Here is a 19,222-nt window from a genome sequence, read left to right on the forward strand (position 1 = left end):
GGGGTACCTGCGTCGGCATGGCTACCGAAAACGATCACGCTGAATCCGTCCGAGCCCTGCGGCAGCTGCGCAGGATGCGCACGTTCTACGCCGGGGGCGCCGTCCTGTGGGCGGTTTCGGCCGTGTCGGCGGGGTGGGACGCCCCCGGCAGCAGGCAGATGTGGGCTTCGGTGGCGTTCCTGGTGGTCTTCGCCGCTCTGCTCGGCATGACGTCCATCTGGCTGAGGCGTCAGCAGGCCGACCACCCGGACGAGCCCGCGCACCACGCCGCTCCGCGCAGGCCGGCTTGGCACCGCCACGCCAACGCCTCATAGGGGGCGTCCGCAAAGTCGCGGGACAGGCGGGACTTTACGGACACCCCTAGGAGGGGCGGAAGTCGCCCGGACGGTCGCGGCGTAGTTCCTCGTACCGCTGGACATAGGCATCGAGTGCCTGGTGGATCGTGCAGCCGAACGTCTCGCGGATCGTTGCGATCGCGGCGATGCTCCGGTGCGCCAGGATGTCGTGGTCCACGCTCGCGGGCAGTTGGTCCATGAGCGTGAGGCTACCGGGCGGTCAGTGGAGGATGGGGCGGTACACCAGCTCTTCCGCATCCGCGTCACCCACGGGTCGCGCACGTCGGACTCCTCGGTGCTCGCAGCCGGCATCTGTGTGAAGGCCCGGTACGTACGGCCCCGAAGACCATCCGCTGCTGCTCGCCGTAGAGGGCGCTCGAACGGCGGAGACAGACGGACCTGATCACGGCATGATTCCCCCCGTGCATGAAGGCAGAGGGCAAGGCGGTCAGCGGCGGTACGCCCTGACGGAGTCGGAGCACGGCCATGTCTGGGGAGTCTGCGCCGAGGTGGAGGGACTCTTCAGGGAACCCGGGCGCGCGACCTACGAACTCTTCGGCTGGGTGCCGGACGGTGCCGAGGTGCGCGGCTGGGTCGGATGCCGGGTGTGGCTGGTGCCGGAGGACGAAGCGATCGACCCGTGGCTGCTGGAGGACGCGGAGAGTCCGGGACGGCAACGGCGAACGGATGCTCTCGTGCTGACGGGCCTGGACGACTGCATGGGCCCGCCGGAAGGGCACCGGGCTCCGGTCCGCCTGCACGACGGGTACCGATGGCTGGGCTCGTGCCGGGAGTTCACGCGCGTCCTGCCGGACGAGCAGGCCGCCCCCTCGCTCGTCCTGCGTGGTCTCTCGCCGAGTGACCGGCTGCGACAGGCACTGGCGACGGGCACCCGGCGCGCCCTGGACCTGGACGAGGCGTGGCTGGAGATCCGGGACGACAGCGGCGAGCCGCTCAGCGACCGGCTGCTGCGGCCCAGGATCCGGGCGTGGCGCCCCTCCTCCCACGGGCCGGATCTCATCGACCTGGAACTCGACGAAGAACTCGACAGACCCGTCCCCGGATACGCCCGTCCCCTCTGGGACCGCTGGTTCGCCGGCCCGCCGCGAGCCCCCGGCGCCTGGGCCGGCCTGGACACGCGGGAGCGCGAGGCCTGGCTCGAACTCGTCCGCGAGCGCGGCTGCCGACTCGAGCACCAGGACCGGCCGGCCGGACAGTCGTACGAGCTGGACGGCCGCCACATCACCGACGAGCCGAGTCTCTACCCGGCACTCGGTGAGGCCTTCAACGGGCCGGGAGGCTACTTCGGCGGCTGCGTGGCCGCCCTGGCGGACTGCCTCCAGGGCAACTTCGGGTACACCGCCCCCGCAACCCTCCTCTGGCGGGACGTCGCACCCGCACGCAAGCATCTCTCCCGGCTCCTCACCGCGGAGGGCGAACCGTACGACCTGGTCGCCCTGGTCCTCGACGTCCTGGCGGAAGGCGGGATACGGGTCACCTTCGCGTGAACGTGAACGGGGGACGTGAACGTGTAGGGGGGACGTGAACGTGAAGGGGAGGCGAAGCCGCCCGGACCGTTGCCGCAGGTGCCGATCACGCTCCCACGGGTACGCGGCGCGGTATGTCCGAAGTGATTCAAGCAGGTGGCTGGGGGTTGCTGGCGGGGAGTGCCCTGCTGCTCGGAGCGGTGTTCGGCTACGGGATGCGCGTGTCGCAGAAAGTCATCGCGCTGGTGATGGCCTTCGGCGCCGGTGTGCTGCTCTCGGCCGTCTCCTTCGAGTTGGTCGGTGAAGCGTACGAGCAAGGCGGGCTGGGGCCGGCGGCGGTCGGGACACTCGCCGGTGCGGCGGCGTACACGGCGGGCAATCTGTGGCTCGCCGGCCGAGGCGCACGCCATCGCAAGCGATCGGGCCACCACACGGAGCAGACCCAGCCGTCGGAGGAGCAGGACAGCGGCTCGGGCCTGGCGCTGGCGCTGGGCGCGCTGCTGGACGGAGTGCCCGAGTCTGCGGTGATCGGCGTCAGCCTGCTCGATGGCGGGGCAGTGAGCATCGTGACGGTCGCGGCGGTGTTCATCAGCAACATCCCGGAAGGCCTGTCCAGTTCGGCGGGGATGAAGAAGTCCGGGCGCGGCAAGGCGTACGTCTTCGGTGTGTGGGGCGCCATCGCGGTCGCGAGCACCGTCTCCGCCGTTCTGGGATACGCCGTCCTCGGGGGCTTCTCGCCCACCGTGATCGCGGGGGTGACGGCCGTGGCCGCCGGCGCGATCCTGGCCATGATCGCCGACACGATGATCCCCGAGGCGTTCCAGGAAGCCCACCTGGCGATCGGGCTGGTCACGGTCAGCGGCTTCCTGGTGTCCTTCGCACTGTCGCATGCCTGACAGCGCATCGTCCTCGCCGGGGTCGGGATTTCGCCCCGATGGCCTGCGCGGTGTCAGCGGGTGGTGGATCCCCTTTGCGGCAGGCTGAACCACGAGGAGACCCATGCGCTGATGACGTCGATGACGGGCGGCCGAGGCCGGTGAGTGCGACGGCATGCGCTTCGACACGTGGCTGCCGGACCCGCCGAGTCCCGTGCCGTGCTCAGCAGAAGACGAGCGGGACGTCCTTGTCCACGCAGTACTTCATGACGTCGATCAGCCGGCGGGTGTCATCGATGCGTCGCCGGAGAACGGGATCGTCGGCGGCGTGCGGCCGCTCCTCGACGATTGCCTCCAGACGGGGCAGCATGGCCGCGCAGTGAGCGGGTGCGAGGTCGCCCTCGTCGTCCCGATGGTCGAGCAGCGGTGCCAGAGTGGTGCTCAGGCTGCTCCACGGCCGGTTGCCCCCGAAGCCGTCCATCTCCGCGAGGGTGAATCCCTCGGTCCGGGCCAGCCACTCCCTGAACAGGCTGAACCCGTAGTACGACCACGAGATGTCCGGGCTCGTCACTTCGTCGTCCCCAGGGCAGAGCATGAGTCCCATCCGGTCGGCCTCCTTGTGCGCCTGGCGCTCATGAGTAGCTGTCGTTCTCACCGAGCCTGGGCGGACGTGCCGGCGACTCCCTGCGCCGTGACGGGTGTTCCGTCGGTCCGGGCCTCCAAGGCGCGCAGGACGGCAGCCATGTCCTCGCCGCCGTGGCCCTGTTGGACGGTCTCGGTGTAGAGGGCGTGGCACACGTCCAGAAGCGGGGACGCAAGGTCCGCCTCGCGGGCGGCTTCGGCGATGAGGCGATTGTTCTTGAGGACGTCCGCGGCGGCTGCCTGGACCGAGAAGTCGCGCTCCAGCAACTTCGAGGCCTTGACCCGGGAGACGGCACTGGCCATGGGACCGGCGTCCAGGACGTCCCGGAAGAGACGCTGGTCGAGCCCGTGCCGCTCGGCGAAGTGGAATGCCTCGGCAAGGCCCGTGACCACGGTGATCAGAAACAGGTTGACCGAGAACTTCAGTTGCAGCGCCCCCGGGACGGGCCCGCACACGAACGTCTCCCGGCACATCGGACCGAGCAACGGCCGCACGGACGTCACGGCGTCGTCGTCGCCCGCCAGCATCCCCACCAGTTCGCCCCGTTCGGCAGGGACGCGGCTGCCGGAGACCGGGGCCTCGACGTAACGTCCGCCCGCGGCCCGGATGTCCTCCTGGAGGGAGCGGGAGTACGCGGCCGAGGTCGTGCCCATGTGGACGACGGTCCGGCCGGTGACGCGCTGGGCGAAGCCCGGCGTACCGCGGCCCACCACCGCGTCCACGGCCGGCTCGTCGGCCAGCATGAGGAAAACGGTGGTCGCCCGGCCGAAGACCTCGGCGCTGCTCGCCGCCACCTCGGCGCCGGCGGACCGCAGCGGTTCGCATCGCCCGGGGGTGCGGTTCCAGACGACGAGCCGTGTCCCGGCACGGGCGAGGTTCAGTGCCATGGGCCGGCCCATGACCCCCAGACCGATGAAACCGACGTACATGACGCATCGCCTCCTCCCGCTCGGGCCGAGGCCGAGCCGCCACCGCCGTCCTCGACTATGACAGCGGTCATAGTAGTCGTGCTTATGACGGTGGTCATAGAGTGGAGCCCGGAAAGCGCGTGAAAGAGGCGACGGAGGTCGACGATGGCGAAGGCCGAGCGGGGCCCGCGCGAGCGGATGATCTTCAGCGCGGCTCAGCTCATCCGACGCGGCGGAGTCGTCTCCACCGGCATGCGCGACGTCGCCCTCGACGCCGCCGCGCCACGCGGTTCGCTCCAGCACTACTTTCCCGGCGGGAAGGCGGAGTTGGTCGATGAGGCAGTGGGCTGGGCAGGCGGCTACGCGGCAGGCCGTGTCGCCCGTTTCCTGGCCGCGCTGCCCGAGCCGACGCCGAGCGGGCTGTTCGCGTCGATGGTGCGCCAGTGGACCGACGAGTACGAGGCTGAGGGCTTCGCGGGCGGTTGCCCGGTGGCGGCCGCCATGGTGGACTGCGCGGAGTCGGTCCCCTCCACGCGGAGGGCCGCATCGGCGGCGTTCGCCACGTGGACCGGCGCGGTGGCCCAGGCCCTGGCCGAGATGGGCGTCCCCGGAGAACGGGCCGGGGCACTCGCCACGCTCATGATCAGCAGCCTGGAGGGGGCGATCCTGCTCGCCCGGGCCGAGCGTGACGTCCGAGCCCTGACGACCGTGGCCCGGGAACTCGGCCCCCTCCTCGACGCGGCCGTGCGCCCGCCGGGCGGCTGAGCGCGCGCCGGAGCTACCCCTCGTACTGCGTGAGGTCGATGCCGTACACCGTGAGGTCATGGCCGTGGACCGGGTGCTGAGCTGTGCCTTCCGGCTCCAGGCCGAGTTTGCCGAGTACGTTCGCAGAGGCTCCGTCCTCCGCGCGGCACACGGCCACCACCCGGTCGAGGCCGCGGTCCTGAAGAGCGAACTCCAGGGTGGCATGCGCCGCTTCGGACGTGTATCCCTGTCCCCAGAACACCCGCCCGAGCCGCCAGCTGATCGCCACCTGGCCGGCGATCTCGGCCGGAGCGTCCGGCACGGACAGACCGACGGCACCCACCAGCTCGCCGGAGCCGAGGAGTTCGACGGCGAACATCCCGAACCCTTCCTCGTCCCACTCCTCTTCCCAGGTCTCGATGTCCTGGGCGGTCTGCTCCATGGAGCGCGGTGAGCCGTCGCCGATGCGCTGCATCACTGCCGGGTCGGCATGGATCTCGGAGAGGGGGACGAGGTCGTTGTCCAGCCACCGGCGCAGGAGGAGACGGGGTGTGCGGATATCGGTCATGATCCCATCTTGCCGACGAGGCGAGGGGATCGCGAACCGCGGCTTGGCGTTCCCGTGCTGAGCGGGGCAGGTGGAGCGTCACGCCGAGGTGCAGGACTCATCGCATACGAGTCACCGCCGCGCGCAAGGCGCGGGTGCCGCACTGGTCGCCACCGCGGCTCGCGAAGCCCGTGCCGCGAAGTGCGCCTGGCTCCACGTCGACTTCGAGGAGTGTCCGTAGCACCCAGGGAGGTCGTACCTGGACGAGCGACTGGCCGCTGAGATCCTGCGCCACACGTCACGGGCCCAGGTGTAAACCGCGTGCGGTGCGGGGGCCGCCGACGCTAGGGTCGGCGCGCAGCAGAGCGACCCACGAGGAGCTGAGGCATGGTCGGTTTCCCGAGCGCGCGTTGACGTCGTCGGCCGTGACCGGCCGGTCATCGCGTGCCGCCCTCGACCGTGTGGCACAGCGAGCCTTCTCCTGCCCGCACCGCCGACGCGCCGTCCGGCGCCCGGTGGCGGGTGTCGTTGCCGCCTCCACAAGGGATCCCCGTGCCGCCCGCTTCCTCCGCTTCCTCCGCTTCCTCCCGGCCTGCTCCATCCGGCCTGTGGCGGGACGCCGACTTCCGCCGGCTCTGGCTGGGGCAGACGGCCTCCCAACTCGGTGAACACGCAAGTCTGCTGGTCCTGCCGCTCCTGGCGGTCCTGGTACTCGACGCCACCGCAGGCCAGCTGGGTGTGCTCCGCGCGGTGGGGCAGGCGCCGATCCTGTTGCTCGCGCTCCTCGCCGGTGCCTGGGTCGACAGGTGGCACACCCGTACGACGATGGTGCTCACAGACGCCGGCCGGGCCCTGGCCCTCGGCGCCGTGGCCCTGGCCTGCCTCTTCGGCCGGCTCGGCATGCCCGGCCTGCTGGTGCTCGCCTTCGCCGTCGGGGCCCTGTCCGTCTTCTTCGACGTGGCGTACCAGGCGTCGCTCGTACGTCTGGTGGCACGCGACCACCTTCTGCGCGGCAACAGCGCGCTGGAGGGCAGCCGGTCCGCCGCGCAGATCGGCGGCCCCGCTCTCGGCGGTGCGCTGGTGTCCCTGCTGTCGGCGCCGATCGCCGTCGCCTCCGGCGCGTTGTTCTTCGCGCTGTCGTTCCTGTCGATCCGGCGGATCCGCCGGGCCGAGGCGGTCCCGAAGCCCCCGGACCATCCGCCGCGGGTCCGGCACCGGATCCATGAGGGCCTGCGCTTCGTCGCCCGCGACCCCGTGCTCCGTGCCGTGTGCCTGGCCTCGGCCGCGTTCCAGTTCTCCTTCGCGGCCATGATGACGGTCTACCTGCTGTTCCTGCCGCGGGAACTGCACCTGTCGGGCACCGTCGTGGGGCTTGCGCTCGCGGCGGCGGGGCCGGGCGCGCTGCTGGGGGCGGTGCTGGCGGCCCGGTTGCCGGGACGGTTCGGTCACGGCCCGGTGCTCGTATGCGCGGCCGCGCTCGGCGACGGCGTGTTCCTGTGGGTGCCCGCTCTGCACGGCTCTTCCGCGACGACGGTTCCCGCGCTGCTCGTGGTCGGCTTCGTGTCCGGGTTCGGCGGCCAGTTGGTGAACGTCACGATCATGGCCGTCCGCCAGGCCGTCACGCCGGCCGGGATGCAGGGCCGCGCGGCCGCCACGATCACGTTCGCCGGCATGGGGCTGACCCCGCTCGGCTCCCTGTGCGGCGGATTCCTCGCGGGGGAGTGGGGGCTGCGCACCGGCCTGCTCGTGGCGGCCGCGGGCATGATGCTGTCCCCGGTGGCGATGGTCCTCTCCCCGCTCGCACGCCTGGGGCGGGAGCTTCCGGCCCCGCGCGGCGGGCCGACCGGAGGCTGATCTCCTCGGCCGGAGCCGGCAGGTGTGGAAGGGTGGAAGAGTAAGGAAAGACCCAGCCAACCGGGCACGCGTGATCTTCGTACTGGTCGCCCCGGGGCCGTGAGGTTCGCCTGCGCACGGCGCCCGCCCGGCGCGTCCCCTGGCCGTTCGCAGGTCGCGTAGCGCATCGTGAACGGGTTGCTGACCTGCAAGGAGGCCGCCGTGGACGTCTGCTGATGCAGGCGGGTGCGCCGGTGAGGTCGACAAGCCTAAGGGGCGAATGTGATGAGCCGAGCGAAGCAGCCTCCGGAGCGAGCGGCTGATCCGGAGAAGGCGGCATCGGACCCGAGCGGGCTGCTGGACCTGCTGGGCGTCGCCGCGGTGCTCGTGGAGGCCGACGGCCGGATCGACATGTGGAGTCCCCAGGCCGAGGAACTGTTCGGTTACACCGGCGACGAAGCGGTCGGGCAGTACGCGGCCACCCTGCTTCTCCACCCCGAAGACCGCGCGGCGGGGATGGGACTGTTCGCCGAGGTGATGGCGACCGGCCGGCCCTGGGCGGGGCCCTTCCCCATCCGGATGAAGGACGGCAGTACCCGGATCATCGAGTTCCGCAACATGCGGCTGACGGACAACCTCGGCGATCACTACGCTCTGGGACTGGCCACCGACAGGGCCACGGTGCGGCAGGTGGAGCGCAAGGTGGCCCTGTCCAGCCAGCTGGTCACCCAGGCGCCGATCGGCCTGTCCGTCCTGGACACCCGACTGCGCTACGTGGCCGTCAACGGGGCCCTCGCCTCGATGCACGGCGTCCCCGAAGCCGACCACGTGGGCCGCCACTTCCGGGAGATCCTGCCCGGCGCGCCCTTCACCACCGCGGAGAACCAGATGCTGGAGGTCCTGGAGACCGGCCGCCCCATGGTGGACGAGCAGGTGGTGGGCCGTACCCGCGCCGACCCGGACAACGACCACGCCTGGGCCGTCTCGCTCTACCGGCTGGAGGACCACGGCGGACACGTGCTCGGAATCGCCAACGTGGTGGTGGACGTCACCGACCGGTACGAAGCAGCCAGGCAGGCCGAGCGCGCCCAGCAGCGTCTGCGCCTGATGGCCGACGGCTCGGCCCGCATCGGGACCACCCTGGAGCTGGAGCGGACCGCCCAGGAACTCGCGGACGTCCTGGTGCCGGACCTGGCCGACATGATCGCGGTGGACATCCTGGACTCCGTCCTGCGGACGGGCCGCCCGGACCGCGGAGAGGGCCCGGCACTGTTCCGCGCCCTCGCGGTGAAGACCGCCTACCCCACGGGAGCCTCCGAGGCGATCATCGGGCCCGGCCACCTCATCACGTACCACGCGGACCACCCGGCGGCCCATTGCCTGCGCACCCGCAAGCCCCTGCTGATCACCCACCTCGACAGCGGCGATCTCAGCCGCATCGCGGCCGACGACGCTGCCGCCGGCCTGCTCGCCGAAGCCGGCGTCCACACCGACATGGCCGTCCCGCTCATCGCGCGCGGAGAGATCATCGGCGTGATGGGCCTGGCCCGCGCGCGCAACCCGCAGCCGTTCGACGAGGACGATCTCACCCTCGCCTGTGAACTGGCCTCCTCCGCCGCGCTCAGCATCGACAACGCCATCCTGCACCAGCACATCCGCAGCGCCGCCGAAACCCTCCAGCGCAGCCTGCTGCCCCAGCCCTCGCCCCGCCGCCCCGGCCTGGAGATCGCTGCCCGGTACCGGCCCGCCCAGGCCTTCAGCGAAGTCGGCGGCGACTGGTACGACGTCCTGCCCCTCAGCGGCGACCGGACCGCCCTATCGGTGGGCGACGTCATGGGCAGCGGCATCCCGGCCGCCACCGCCATGGGCCGGCTGCGCACCGCCACCTCCACCCTCGCCGACCTCGACCTCGCCCCGAGCCGGATCCTCACCCACCTCGACAAGATCACCCAGGGCCTGGACCCCTACATCGCCACGTGTGTGTACGCGGTCTACGACCCGCACCACTCCCGCCTGCACGTCGCCTGTGCCGGCCACCTGCCCCCGGTCCTGGTGCGCGCCGGCAGACCGCCCGAACTGCTCGACCTGCCCACCGGCACGCCGCTGGGAGTCGGCAGCGGTCCTTTCGAGACCGCTGCCCTCACCATGAATCCCGGCGATCAGCTCGTCCTGTACACCGACGGCCTGGTGGAGACCCGCGACGATCCCATCGACCAGCGCCTGGGCGACCTCCTGCGCCTGCTGTCCCCCTCCCGCCGGTCCGCGGAGGAGACCTGCGACCTGCTGCTCCGGCGACTGCGCGGTCCCGCCGTCCACGACGACGTCGCGCTGCTCATCGCCCAGGCACGCCCCCTCGCCGGGCCCTGACGGCGGCGTCCACCCCGGGCGGCCGGAGTTCCCGCGCTTCGCCGGTCTGTGCGAAGCCGCCCGCGGTGTTATTCAATGAGGTGTGTGGTCAGGGAGCTCGGGGCCCCGACCGCACGGGTCCGGACACGGCCCCGGCACCGCGCCGGGGATTGCTGAGAGAGCCGCATGGACTCCACACCCTCGCCCTCGTCCTCCTCGGCGTTCGACCTGGTCAGCCGCGCCCTCGGGCGTTACATCCCGCAGGGCGGAGCGGCAGCGGCCGAACCGCGGGGTGACCGCGCCGCGCGCCGGCAGGTGCCCGACCCCCCGGCGGCCGGCGGTCAGGAGCAGATCCTCGGCGCGGTCAACCTGGACCAGCACCTGGTCATCACCCGCTGCAATCTGGAAGCCCCCGTGTTCGCGGGTTTGGAGGTGGCGGCGGGGCGGCCGTTCGTTGATCTCCTGCCCCGCGGGGACGTACCGACCGTGACACGGCGGTTGCGGCAGGTCATGGAGAGCGGTGAGGCGCATGTCGCCCGCATCCAGCGCCTGCGGCGCGGCGACGGGTCCGAGCTGGTGGTCTCGATGAGCATCCTGCCTTCCGCGGCGCCGGAGGGCGGCCTGACGGTCTCCCTCATCGCCATGGCCAGGAGACTGCACCTCTACGCCGCCGAGACCGCGATCGGCACTTCGCTGGACATCGGCGAGACCGCACAGTCGCTGGCGGAGTCCCTACTGGCGTGGGGAGACGTGGCCGCCGTGGACCTCGACTTCGCCGTGTGGACGGGGGAGGGAGTCTCCAGCAGGGCGCACGGGCGCATCCGGCTGCGGCGGGCGGCCCTGGTACCGGACCGGGTGTGGCCCGAGGGCTACACGACCCCGGGCGACGATCTCCCCGGCGACGCGAGCCGCCTGCTCGCCCAGGCGGTGCTGCGCGACGACGCCCCGCAGACCATCGTCATCCCCGACAGTGAGGCGGTCGAGCGGGTCTTCGGCAGCCCCCGCGTGGCGCGTGCCCTGGTGCCCGCGGACCTCTCGGCAGGTGTGGTGTGCATACCACTCGTGCTCGACAGTACGCCGCCCGTCGTGCTGGGCGTGGCGGAGGTATGGCGGCGGGCGGACTGTCCCTTCCGCGACAGCGAGCTGTTCGACCTGCAGGAACTGGTGGCGAGGACCGCCCACCACGTCGACCTCGCCCGCCGGCACCAGCGTGAGCACACGCAGGTGCTGGCCTTGCAGCGCCGGCTCCTGCCCCGGGCCGGTGGCGACACCATCGAGATCGCCAGCGTCTACCAGCCCGCCACCCCCGACAGTGCGGGCGTCGGCGGCGACTGGGTGAACAGCTTCCCGCTGCCCGACGGGCGTACCGCGCTGGTGGTGGGTGACGTCGTGGGGCACGGCCTGGGAGCCGCCGCGACCATGGGCCAGCTGAGCATGGAGGCCCGCGCGCTGCTCTCCGCGGGGCTCGCGCCCGACCAGGTGCTGGAGCACCTGGACGAGACGGTGACGGTACTGGACGACGCCGAGTCCGGGCTGGCGGCCGGCTACAGCGCCCTCGGTTCGACCTGCTGCATCGCCCTCTACGACCCGGTCGGCCACCAGGTGACGCTGTCCAGCGCCGGTCACCTCCCCCCGATCCTGGTCTCACCGGACGGGCGGGCGGGCCCCCTGGCGATCCGCCCTCACCCCGGCCTGGGAGCCGAGTTCGCGCTGCGGGAGCCGTTCGACGTGTACACCGTCGGTGTGCCGCCCGGCTCCGTGCTCGCGCTCTACACCGACGGCCTGGTGGAGGACCCGGCCCTGTCGATCGACGAGGGCTTGGACAGGCTCGCGGACGCGGTGGCCGCGGTGCATCCCTGGGACACCCTGGAGCGCGCCGCCCGGCACGTCGTCTCCACACTGGCGCCCGCGCCTCAGCGGGACGACGTGACGCTGCTGCTCGCGCGCATGATCGGCTACCGCAAGGGGGACACGGCGACCTGGCGGCTGGCCGCCCGCGACGACGCCCCGGCCCGGGCCCGCGAGCAGGTGTCCGCGCTGCTGAGGCAGTGGCGGACCAGGGACGACACCCGGCACAATGCGACGCTGCTGGTCAGCGAGCTGGTCACGAACGCGGTGCGTTATGCCACCGGCCCCATCACGGTGCGGCTGATCAGGGCCGGACACGGCCTGCTGTGCGAGGTGGGAGACAGCGGCAACGGCAGGCCACGGCTGCGGCGTGCCGATCTGCTCGACGACGGGGGCCGGGGCCTGGGCATCGTGCACCGGCTCACCACCCGGTGGGGGGTGCGGTGGACCGACACGGGCAAGGTCGTCTGGGCGGAAGTGGCCAGGTGACGCGGCACGCACCGGCCCTTCGGCGCTCTACAGCCACTGCCCCTCGAGGGCCGTCGCGGTGAGCCCCGGTGCCGCCGCGTACAGAACGGCTCGGTTTCCGGGCTTCTGCAACCCCGCGTCGTGCGCCCGCCGCAGGATGTCGAAGACGGCGGCGCCTCCGCGGTTGCCGCTGGTGTAGCTGTCCCGGCTGTAGTCGAGGAGCCCCGGCGGCCACGTGTCGGGCATCGTCTGCTCCATGTACTCCAGCACCCGGGTGCCGCCGGGGTGCGCGAGCAGCACATCGGGATGCCAGGCGTCGGGGTCGTCCCGGTAGCGGGCGTGCAGCCACTCCCACATCGCGGTGACCGTCTCCTGCACGGCGCGCGGACCGCGCCGGTCCATCACGAAGTGGGTGCCGTCCGCCCGCGTCTCCAGGCGGTGCAGGTCCTGGGTGCCGGGCAGGGTGTGATGCCAGGCGGCGTCCAGCCGCAGCACCGCCTCGGGCCTCGGACGGCCCGTGACCACCGCGGCCACGGCGGTGTCGGCGAACAGCAGCCGGACGATCAGGGACTCCAGGGTTTCGTCCGCGGGCTGGTAAGTGGTGCTCAGCGCCTCCGATATGACGACCAGGACCACCCGGTCGGGGTCGGCGGCCACGAGGTCCGCTGCCAGGGACAGTGAGCGGGTGCCCGCGATGCAGGCCCACTGCGTGGCCGGCAGCAGCATCACGTCGCTGCGCAGCCGCAGCCGGTTGGCCAGGGTCATGTCCAGACCCGGCAGCGCCGGAGTGGTGGAGTGACTGGTGATCAGGCAGTCGACGTCCGACGCGTCCAGCCCCGCTGTCTGCAGGGCTCCGCGCGCCGCCCGCTCCCCGTAGGACTGCACGGCCTCCCAGGCCGGTGCGGTGCGCTCCTGGACGGTCTGCGGTGCGGGTATGGATTCGAGGGCGGCGATCACGCGGTCCACGTCCTGCTGGGAGAACCCCTCGTGCATCAGGGCCTGTTGGGTGGGTTCCCGGCCGACAGCCCGCAGGCCGCTGCCCTCGCCGGGCGCGACGGCGGTCTCCAGCGGCAGCATCCAGCCACGGGTCTGGATGCCGGTGCTCGCCGCGATGCCGTCGATCCGCGGCTCCCACGTCGCGTGGGGGTGGCGGTCCCTCACCTCCGCCACGATCTCACTGGTCTTCACGGCGTGCTCGCCGTGGATCACGGCAGGCGGGCAGAGGTAAGCGGCCATGATGGGGCACCTTCCAGAGGGGGACAGGGGGAATGTCACGAGTGCTGTGTCATGGGTCACTTTGGAACTTAGCGCCCAAGAGGATGCCGGTGAACGCCCTTTCGGGGCCGGTGTCCGTTTCGAGCATGGCGGCCAAAGGGACATTTCCGCTGTGATGTAGACAACTTAGGCGCGCTTTGGTCGATGTGACACGGCTCACCCCTGAACCGGTTCCAGCTTGCTGCGGAAGTGGCGGAGCAGCGGGGGCTGTTCGACCAGGCGGTAGCCCGGGATCCGTTCCTTGCCCTTGACCGTGGCGGTCAGGACCTCGCCGACACGGTTCAGGTGGCTCAGGCCGTACGTACGGCGGGGGAGTGCGAGCCGGACCAGCTCGTAGGGCGCTGCGGTGACGGGGGCGCCGTTCTCGTCCTCGCTGCCGAGGTAGAGGGAGCCCAGCTCCACCGAGCGGATGCCGCCTTCGAGGTAGAGCTGACAGGCGAGCGCGTGGCCGGGGAAGCGGTGTGCGGGGATGTGCGGAAGCAGGCGGCCGGCGTTGAGGTAGAGGGCGTGCAGACCCGGTGGTTCGACGATGGCGATGCCCGCCTCGCGGGTGAGCCGGGCGAGGTGCCGGGCGGCGTCGGCGCGGGCCTGGAGGTAGCAGGGCTCGGTGACCTCGGTCAGCCCGAGGGCGATCATGTCCAGGTCCCGGCCGGCCAGGCCGCCGTACGTGGGGAAGCCCTCTGTGGCGATGAGCAGCAGTTCGCACCGCTCGGCCAGGGCGCGGTCCCGCAGGCCGAGGAAGCCGCCGATGTGGACGATGCCGTCCTTCTTGGCGCTCATCAGGCAGCCGTCGGCCAGTCGGAACGCCTGCTCGGCGACCTGACGCGGGCTCATGTCGCGCCAGGCGGCCTCGTGCTGGGTGACCAGCCAGGCGTTCTCGGCGAAGCGGGCGGCGTCGAGGAAGAGCGGAACCGAGTGTTCCCGGCACAGGGAGGCGGTTCGGGCGAGGTTGTCCATGGAGACCGGCTGGCCCGCCTCGCCGTTGTTGGTCAGCGTCATGACGACCAGGGCGATCCTGGAAGCGTCCGGACCCCGCAGGGCCTCCGCCAGCCGGTGCAGATCGATGTTGCCCTTGAACGGCTCGTCGCTGTCCAGGTCACCTGCTTGCGGGCAGGGCAGATCCACCGCCCGGCAGCCGGCCAGTTCCACGTTGGCGCGCGTGGTGTCGAAGTGCGTGTTGCTGAGCGTGATGCTTCCCGGCGGGAGCAGCGCGGAGAAGAGGATGCGTTCCGCTGCCCGGCCCTGGTGCACGGGCAGGACGTACGGATAGGAAGTCAGGCCGTGCACCACCTCCTGGAATTGGTAGAACGACCTCGATCCGGCGTACGACTCGTCACCGGCCATGGCCGCGGACCACTGGGCCGCCGACAGGGCGCCCGTGCCCGAGTCGGTGAGGAGGTCGATCGTGACCTCGTCGGCGCGCAGTCCGAACAGGTTGTAGTGCACCCGCCGCAGGGCCTGCTCCCGCTGGGCGCGCGTCGTGACCGGGATCGGTTCGACGACCTTGATCCTGTAAGGCTCCACTGCCTCATCCTTCCTCTGTGGGGTCTGCGGCGCGCGGAGGGCGGACCGCGTAGGCCTCCGGCGAGAAGTAGACGTTCACGCGCGGCGGTTGCCAGGTGCTCTGCACGAGCGACAGATAGGCGATCAGACCCACCCCGTCCCGCGGCTGACGGGACGTCATGGCGCCCCACGCGGCATCGATGACGCCGGAGTCCATTCCGTGGTGCCGCAGAACGCCATGGGCGCGGGCCAGGGCGATCCCGTCGTGCGGCACGTGGTCGCGCACCGGTACGTGTACGGTGCAGCCGCTCGGGTGCACGGCGTCCCGCCCCGTGTAGGCAAGACAGGACACCAGGGGCCGGTGAGCGAAGCGCCCGGTGCCGCCCGCCACCGCACGGCAGAACTCGACCGCCTGCTCCGCCTGCGCTCCGGGCACCAGCCGCGACACGGTGCGCATGAGCGTGGCGGTGCTGTCGTGGTGAGCGACGTAGACCTTGACCCGCGGTGTGCGCCAGCTGCCCAGGTCGAGCGCGAGGAACCGGATCTCGTCCCTGTCCGGGCCGCGTCGCAGGACGCTGCGCCGGAGTGCGGGCCAGGCCCGGCCGAATCCGAACCGGCCGAGCGCCTCCTCCGTGACCTGTAAGGACTCTTCCCGCCCGTGGGCCTGCGGATCGACGTACACCTTGACGCCCGTGGTCAGGTCATGGCGCAGGTCCATCGCGCACCACAGCGCGAACGAGCCCCGCATCACCGGGGGGAAGAACACGTCCTCCACCCTGCGCAGCGGTTCGGTCGAGAAGTCCCTTCGTGCGGCCAGGGCCTCGACGGCCTGCCGCCCCAGTCGGGCGTTCTCCTCCAGTGTGTCCGCGGTGCAACCGGGCTCGACCAGGAGACGCAGGGTCGTCGGACTCCCGGCCGTGAAGGCCAGTGAGAACTCCACCGGGGAATGGTCGTCGCAGACGAACGAAGGGGAGGGCGGCCCGGCCCCGAGGGGACGGCCGGCCGCGGGACCGAGCAGGTCGAGCAGGTCGGACAAGGGGAGGCCGGAACCGTCGCCGGTGAACCCCGCCGCACCGCACATGCGGCGCAACTGCCCCCGCACCTGCTCGCCCAGGGTCACCGGGGTGGGATCCTCCGCTGATGTCGTCCCCCTGGAAAGGGAGTCCGGGTGGCGGGGGTTGCTCAAAGCCATGTGCTGACTCCAGGACCGTGTGCCGTGAACGCCGCGCCCACGGTCTCCGCCGCGGTCCTCACGCCGGTCACCTCCCGGTCACTCCGTGGCTACAATACGTACGCGGTCGGTCACCTGGTGTATCGCGGTGGCCGTCCGCAGGCGAGTGACGGGGGAGCGGTGAGCACGCGGTACGAGTTCAGGGTCCTGGGGCCACTCGAAGTCCTGCGCGACGGACGACCGGTGCGCATCGACGCGGCGAAGGTCCGGTTGCTGCTGGCGGTCCTGCTCGCCGACGCCAACCAGGTGGTCACCGTGGAGACGCTGGTGACCCGGCTGTGGGGGGAGGAGCCGCCCGGCCGCGCCCGCAACACGCTCCAGAACTACGTCCTGCGCCTGCGGCGCGCCCTCGGTTGCCCGGCGGGGGGAGCGCCCGTACGCACCCGCCCTCACGGCTACCTGATCGAAACCGAGCCGGGCGCTCTGGACCTGCACCGTTTCACCGCCCTGGTCCGCCAGGGCCGTACGGCTCTCGAAGAAGGTGCCGCAGCGCGCGCGGCGCCGCTGCTGCGCGAAGCCCTGAGTCTGTGGCGAGGGGATCCGCTGTCCGACCTGCCCACGCACCTCCTCCAGGGCGTGGTGGCGGCGCTGAACGAACGGCGCCTGGACGCACTGGAATCGAGGATCGACGCGGACCTGGCCCTCGGCAGGGCGGCCGATGTCCTGCCCGAACTGCGGGGCCTCATCGAGGAGTACCCGCTGCGCGAGCACTTCTGGGCTCAGCGGATGCTGGCCCTGTTCCGCTGTGGGCGGCAGGGTGAGGCACTGGAGAGCTACCGCGAGGTCACGGCGTTGCTCGCCGACGAGCTGGGCGTCCCACCGGGGGCCGGGCTCCGGCAGATCCACCACCGGCTGCTGGCGTCCGCCCCGGTCCTGGACGACGTACGGGACGTGGGCGCGACCCCGCCGCAACGGGACGGTGATCTGCCGGTGGAGATGACGACGTTCGTCGGCCGTGGACCACAACTGGCCGAGGTGCGGCGCCTGTTGGGGGAAGCCCGGCTCGTCACCCTCACCGGGGTCGGCGGTGTCGGCAAGACCCGGCTCGCCCTGCGGGTCGCCGCCGAGGCCGCGCCGTCCTTCGCCGACGGGGTCCGGCTCGCCGACCTCGCTCCCCTGAGCGACGCGGACCTCCTCGACCGGGCCGTGTCGGAGGCGCTCGGCCTGCGCGACCAGTCCGCGCGCCCCGTAGCGGACGCCATCGTCAGCCACCTGCGGGACCGCCGCCTGCTGCTGGTCCTGGACAACTGCGAGCACGTGGTGGAGCACGTCGCCGCGCTCGTCCTGAGGCTGGCACGCGCGGCACCAGGACTGCGCGTCCTGGCCACGAGCCGCCAGCGCCTGGGGACACCCGGTGAGCACGTACTGACGGTGCCGTCGCTCACCCTGCCCACCGCGCACGGACACCGTGACCGCACCGCCGCCGCCGATGACCCGCTGCTGCACTCGGAAGCCGTGCGGCTCCTGCTGGACCGGGCCGCCGGATCCGCCCCCGCGTTCCGGCTCACCGCCCGCAATCGCGAGGCGGTCGCCCAGCTGTGCCTGCGGCTCGACGGCATTCCGCTGGCCATCGAACTCGCGGCGGTACGCCTGAGAGCGATGACGGCCGAGCAGATCGTGGAGCGCCTCGACGACCGGTTCCGGCTGCTGTCCATGCCGCAACCCCGCACCTCGGCCCGCTACCACCACACCCTGCGCGGCGTCGTCGACTGGAGCTACGACCTGTGCACCGAAGGCGAACGGCGGCTCTGGAACCGGCTGTCCGTGTTCTCCGGCGGCTTCGACCTGGAGGCGGCCGAAGCGGTCTGCGCAGGCGAGGGCGTGGCCCGGGAGGACGTGCTCGACCTGCTGGCCGGGCTCGTCGACAAGTCGATCGTCACGGTCAACAGTTCCGGCGACCGGGCCAGATACGGCCTGCTGGAGACCATCCGCCAGTACGGGCAGCAACGGCTCCGGGAGGAAGCCGGCACGGCTCGGCTGCGGGTGCGGCACAGCGAGTTCTACCGGCTGACCGCCGTACGGGCCGGTCAGACATGGTGCGGGCCGCGCGAAGTGGACTGGCTGATCCGGCTGCGCACCGAACTGCCCAACCTCCGTACCGCCCTCGACCACTGCGCGAGCAGGGACGACCTCGCGGTGGCCGGTGTGGAGATCGCCGTCAACCTGGCCCGCACGCGGTGCTGGTTCTTCAGCAGCACGCTGGGGGAGGGCCGGCACTGGCTCGAACGGCTCCTCGCCACCGAACCGGGGGTGCGGGACGCACCGGCCGGGGCCGCCTCGGGCACACCGGCACTGATCGCCGGCGCGCTGGCGATGAAGGCGTGGATCGCGCTCTGCCAGGGGGACAACCCCGCGGCCGGGACATTCCTGGCCGAATGCCGTGCCGTGGCCCGGGAGCTGCCGGACGGCCCGTCGGCGGCGTCGGTGACGTACATCGAGGGGGCGCACGCCATGCTCGTCAGAGGTGACCCGGCCAGCAGTTCGCTGCTGGCCGAGGCACGCGAGCGGTTCCGCGCGTCCGGGCAGGCCGGCGACGCGCACATGGCGACGATGCTGTGGGCGATGGCAGAGGCGTTCTTCGGTACCCGCACCTCGGCCTCGGCGGCTCGCGACGTCTACGCCGCCGAGGCCGAGGCGAGCGGAGCCGAATGGGCCCGCACCTGGGCCCAGTGGTGCACCGGCCTCGTGGAGTTGCGACACGGCGAAGCCGGCAGAGCCCTGGCTCCGCTGCGGCAGGCCCTGGCGCGACAACAGGCGATCGGGGACCGCTGGGGACCGGTGTGGGGCCTGGAGACCCTGGCCTGGGCGGTGGCGGCCACCGGTGACTGCACCCGGGCCGCCTGGCTCCTGGGCGCCGCTCACCGTATGCGCCAGGACACGGGGGTGGCGCTGATCGGCCTGCGCCCGTTCCATGAAGCCCACCTCACCGCCGAGAGACGGGTGCGGTCGTCCCTGGACGCCGCGCAGTACACGGCGGCCTGGTCGCGGGGCGCCGCCGCCGAGGACGCTCTGCGACAGGCACATCAGGAGAGGACGTCGCGAGGGGAGCCGACACGCACCCGAACGGGTGGTTCGCCCACTCCGACGGCGTAGGACGACGCCTCACGCGGGGCGGCGGCAGCGGCCGCGCCGGAAGCTCCATGGAGCCGCTCGGCCGCATCCGGACTGCCTCCCCCACC

General features: G+C 71.9%; 15 protein-coding genes and 1 pseudogene. 8 read left to right on the forward strand and 8 right to left on the reverse strand.

What is annotated here, in order from left to right; all coding sequences use genetic code 11:
- Positions 1-17: 17 nt before the first annotated feature.
- Entirely contained in the window at positions 18-314 is a 297-nt protein-coding gene (locus GTY56_RS06660) for a hypothetical protein (RefSeq protein ID WP_161363427.1), read from the forward strand.
- A gap of 46 nt (positions 315-360) precedes the next feature.
- Here GTY56_RS06660 and GTY56_RS39805 read toward each other — a convergent pair whose 3' ends face one another.
- Together GTY56_RS39805 and GTY56_RS40375 are read right to left on the reverse strand one after the other, a co-directional pair.
- Positions 361-534 carry a hypothetical protein gene (locus GTY56_RS39805; RefSeq protein WP_202509811.1) on the reverse strand — a complete coding sequence of 58 codons (174 nt, stop codon included), beginning with the start codon at positions 532-534 and terminating at the stop codon, positions 361-363.
- Positions 535-557: 23 nt separating this feature from the next.
- Positions 558-709 (reverse strand): annotated as a pseudogene (locus GTY56_RS40375) (dihydrofolate reductase family protein); the annotation flags it as partial.
- A gap of 36 nt (positions 710-745) precedes the next feature.
- Between GTY56_RS40375 and GTY56_RS06670 the strand changes: the two are divergent.
- On the forward strand, positions 746-1,843 hold the full coding sequence (locus tag GTY56_RS06670; protein ID WP_161363429.1) for a barstar family protein: 1,098 nt from the start codon (positions 746-748) through the stop codon (positions 1,841-1,843).
- 113 nt (positions 1,844-1,956) lie between these two features.
- Positions 1,957-2,718 carry a ZIP family metal transporter gene (locus tag GTY56_RS06675; RefSeq protein WP_161363430.1) on the forward strand — a complete coding sequence of 254 codons (762 nt, stop codon included), beginning with the start codon at positions 1,957-1,959 and terminating at the stop codon, positions 2,716-2,718.
- 202 nt (positions 2,719-2,920) lie between these two features.
- On the opposite strand, the gene GTY56_RS06680 is transcribed toward GTY56_RS06675, so the two are convergent.
- On the reverse strand, positions 2,921-3,301 hold the full coding sequence (locus GTY56_RS06680; RefSeq protein WP_161363433.1) for a hypothetical protein: 381 nt from the start codon (positions 3,299-3,301) through the stop codon (positions 2,921-2,923).
- Positions 3,302-3,348: 47 nt separating this feature from the next.
- Complete coding sequence (locus GTY56_RS06685) at positions 3,349-4,269, reverse strand: NAD(P)-dependent oxidoreductase (RefSeq protein WP_161363435.1); 921 nt, start codon at positions 4,267-4,269, stop codon at positions 3,349-3,351.
- A gap of 144 nt (positions 4,270-4,413) precedes the next feature.
- Between GTY56_RS06685 and GTY56_RS06690 the strand changes: the two genes are divergently transcribed.
- Positions 4,414-5,013, forward strand: coding sequence for a TetR/AcrR family transcriptional regulator (locus GTY56_RS06690; RefSeq protein WP_161363437.1), 600 nt, complete (start codon positions 4,414-4,416; stop codon positions 5,011-5,013).
- Positions 5,014-5,026: 13 nt separating this feature from the next.
- Here GTY56_RS06690 and GTY56_RS06695 read toward each other — a convergent pair whose 3' ends face one another.
- Complete coding sequence (locus tag GTY56_RS06695; RefSeq protein WP_161363439.1) at positions 5,027-5,560, reverse strand: GNAT family N-acetyltransferase; 534 nt, start codon at positions 5,558-5,560, stop codon at positions 5,027-5,029.
- A 531-nt stretch (positions 5,561-6,091) separates the two neighbouring features.
- Here GTY56_RS06695 and GTY56_RS06705 point away from each other — a divergent pair.
- The 3 genes from GTY56_RS06705 (at position 6,092) to GTY56_RS06715 (ending at position 12,055) form a co-directional block, all read left to right on the forward strand.
- Positions 6,092-7,393, forward strand: coding sequence for an MFS transporter (locus GTY56_RS06705; protein WP_161363441.1), 1,302 nt, complete (start codon positions 6,092-6,094; stop codon positions 7,391-7,393).
- A 264-nt stretch (positions 7,394-7,657) separates the two neighbouring features.
- Positions 7,658-9,739 carry a SpoIIE family protein phosphatase gene (locus GTY56_RS06710; protein ID WP_161363443.1) on the forward strand — a complete coding sequence of 694 codons (2,082 nt, stop codon included), beginning with the start codon at positions 7,658-7,660 and terminating at the stop codon, positions 9,737-9,739.
- 165 nt (positions 9,740-9,904) lie between these two features.
- Positions 9,905-12,055 (forward strand): ATP-binding SpoIIE family protein phosphatase, encoded by a 2,151-nt coding sequence (locus GTY56_RS06715; protein WP_161363445.1) that lies wholly within the window; start codon positions 9,905-9,907, stop codon positions 12,053-12,055.
- A gap of 27 nt (positions 12,056-12,082) precedes the next feature.
- On the opposite strand, the gene GTY56_RS06720 is transcribed toward GTY56_RS06715, so the two are convergent.
- The 3 genes from GTY56_RS06720 to GTY56_RS40390 form a co-directional block, all read right to left on the reverse strand.
- Complete coding sequence (locus GTY56_RS06720; protein WP_161363447.1) at positions 12,083-13,270, reverse strand: type III polyketide synthase; 1,188 nt, start codon at positions 13,268-13,270, stop codon at positions 12,083-12,085.
- Positions 13,271-13,465: 195 nt separating this feature from the next.
- Positions 13,466-14,833: a tryptophanase gene (locus GTY56_RS40385; RefSeq protein ID WP_161363449.1), complete on the reverse strand. Its 1,368-nt coding sequence runs from the start codon at positions 14,831-14,833 to the stop codon at positions 13,466-13,468.
- A gap of 4 nt (positions 14,834-14,837) precedes the next feature.
- Positions 14,838-15,932: a tryptophan dimethylallyltransferase family protein gene (locus GTY56_RS40390; RefSeq protein WP_161363451.1), complete on the reverse strand. Its 1,095-nt coding sequence runs from the start codon at positions 15,930-15,932 to the stop codon at positions 14,838-14,840.
- A 231-nt stretch (positions 15,933-16,163) separates the two neighbouring features.
- Here GTY56_RS40390 and GTY56_RS06735 point away from each other — a divergent pair, with 231 nt between their 5' ends.
- On the forward strand, positions 16,164-19,136 hold the full coding sequence (locus tag GTY56_RS06735; RefSeq protein WP_161363454.1) for a BTAD domain-containing putative transcriptional regulator: 2,973 nt from the start codon (positions 16,164-16,166) through the stop codon (positions 19,134-19,136).
- The last annotated feature ends 86 nt before the right edge of the window (positions 19,137-19,222 follow it).

The sequence above is a fragment of the Streptomyces sp. SID5643 genome (assembly GCF_009872555.1).
Classification (GTDB): Bacteria; Actinomycetota; Actinomycetes; order Streptomycetales; family Streptomycetaceae; genus Streptomyces; species Streptomyces iakyrus.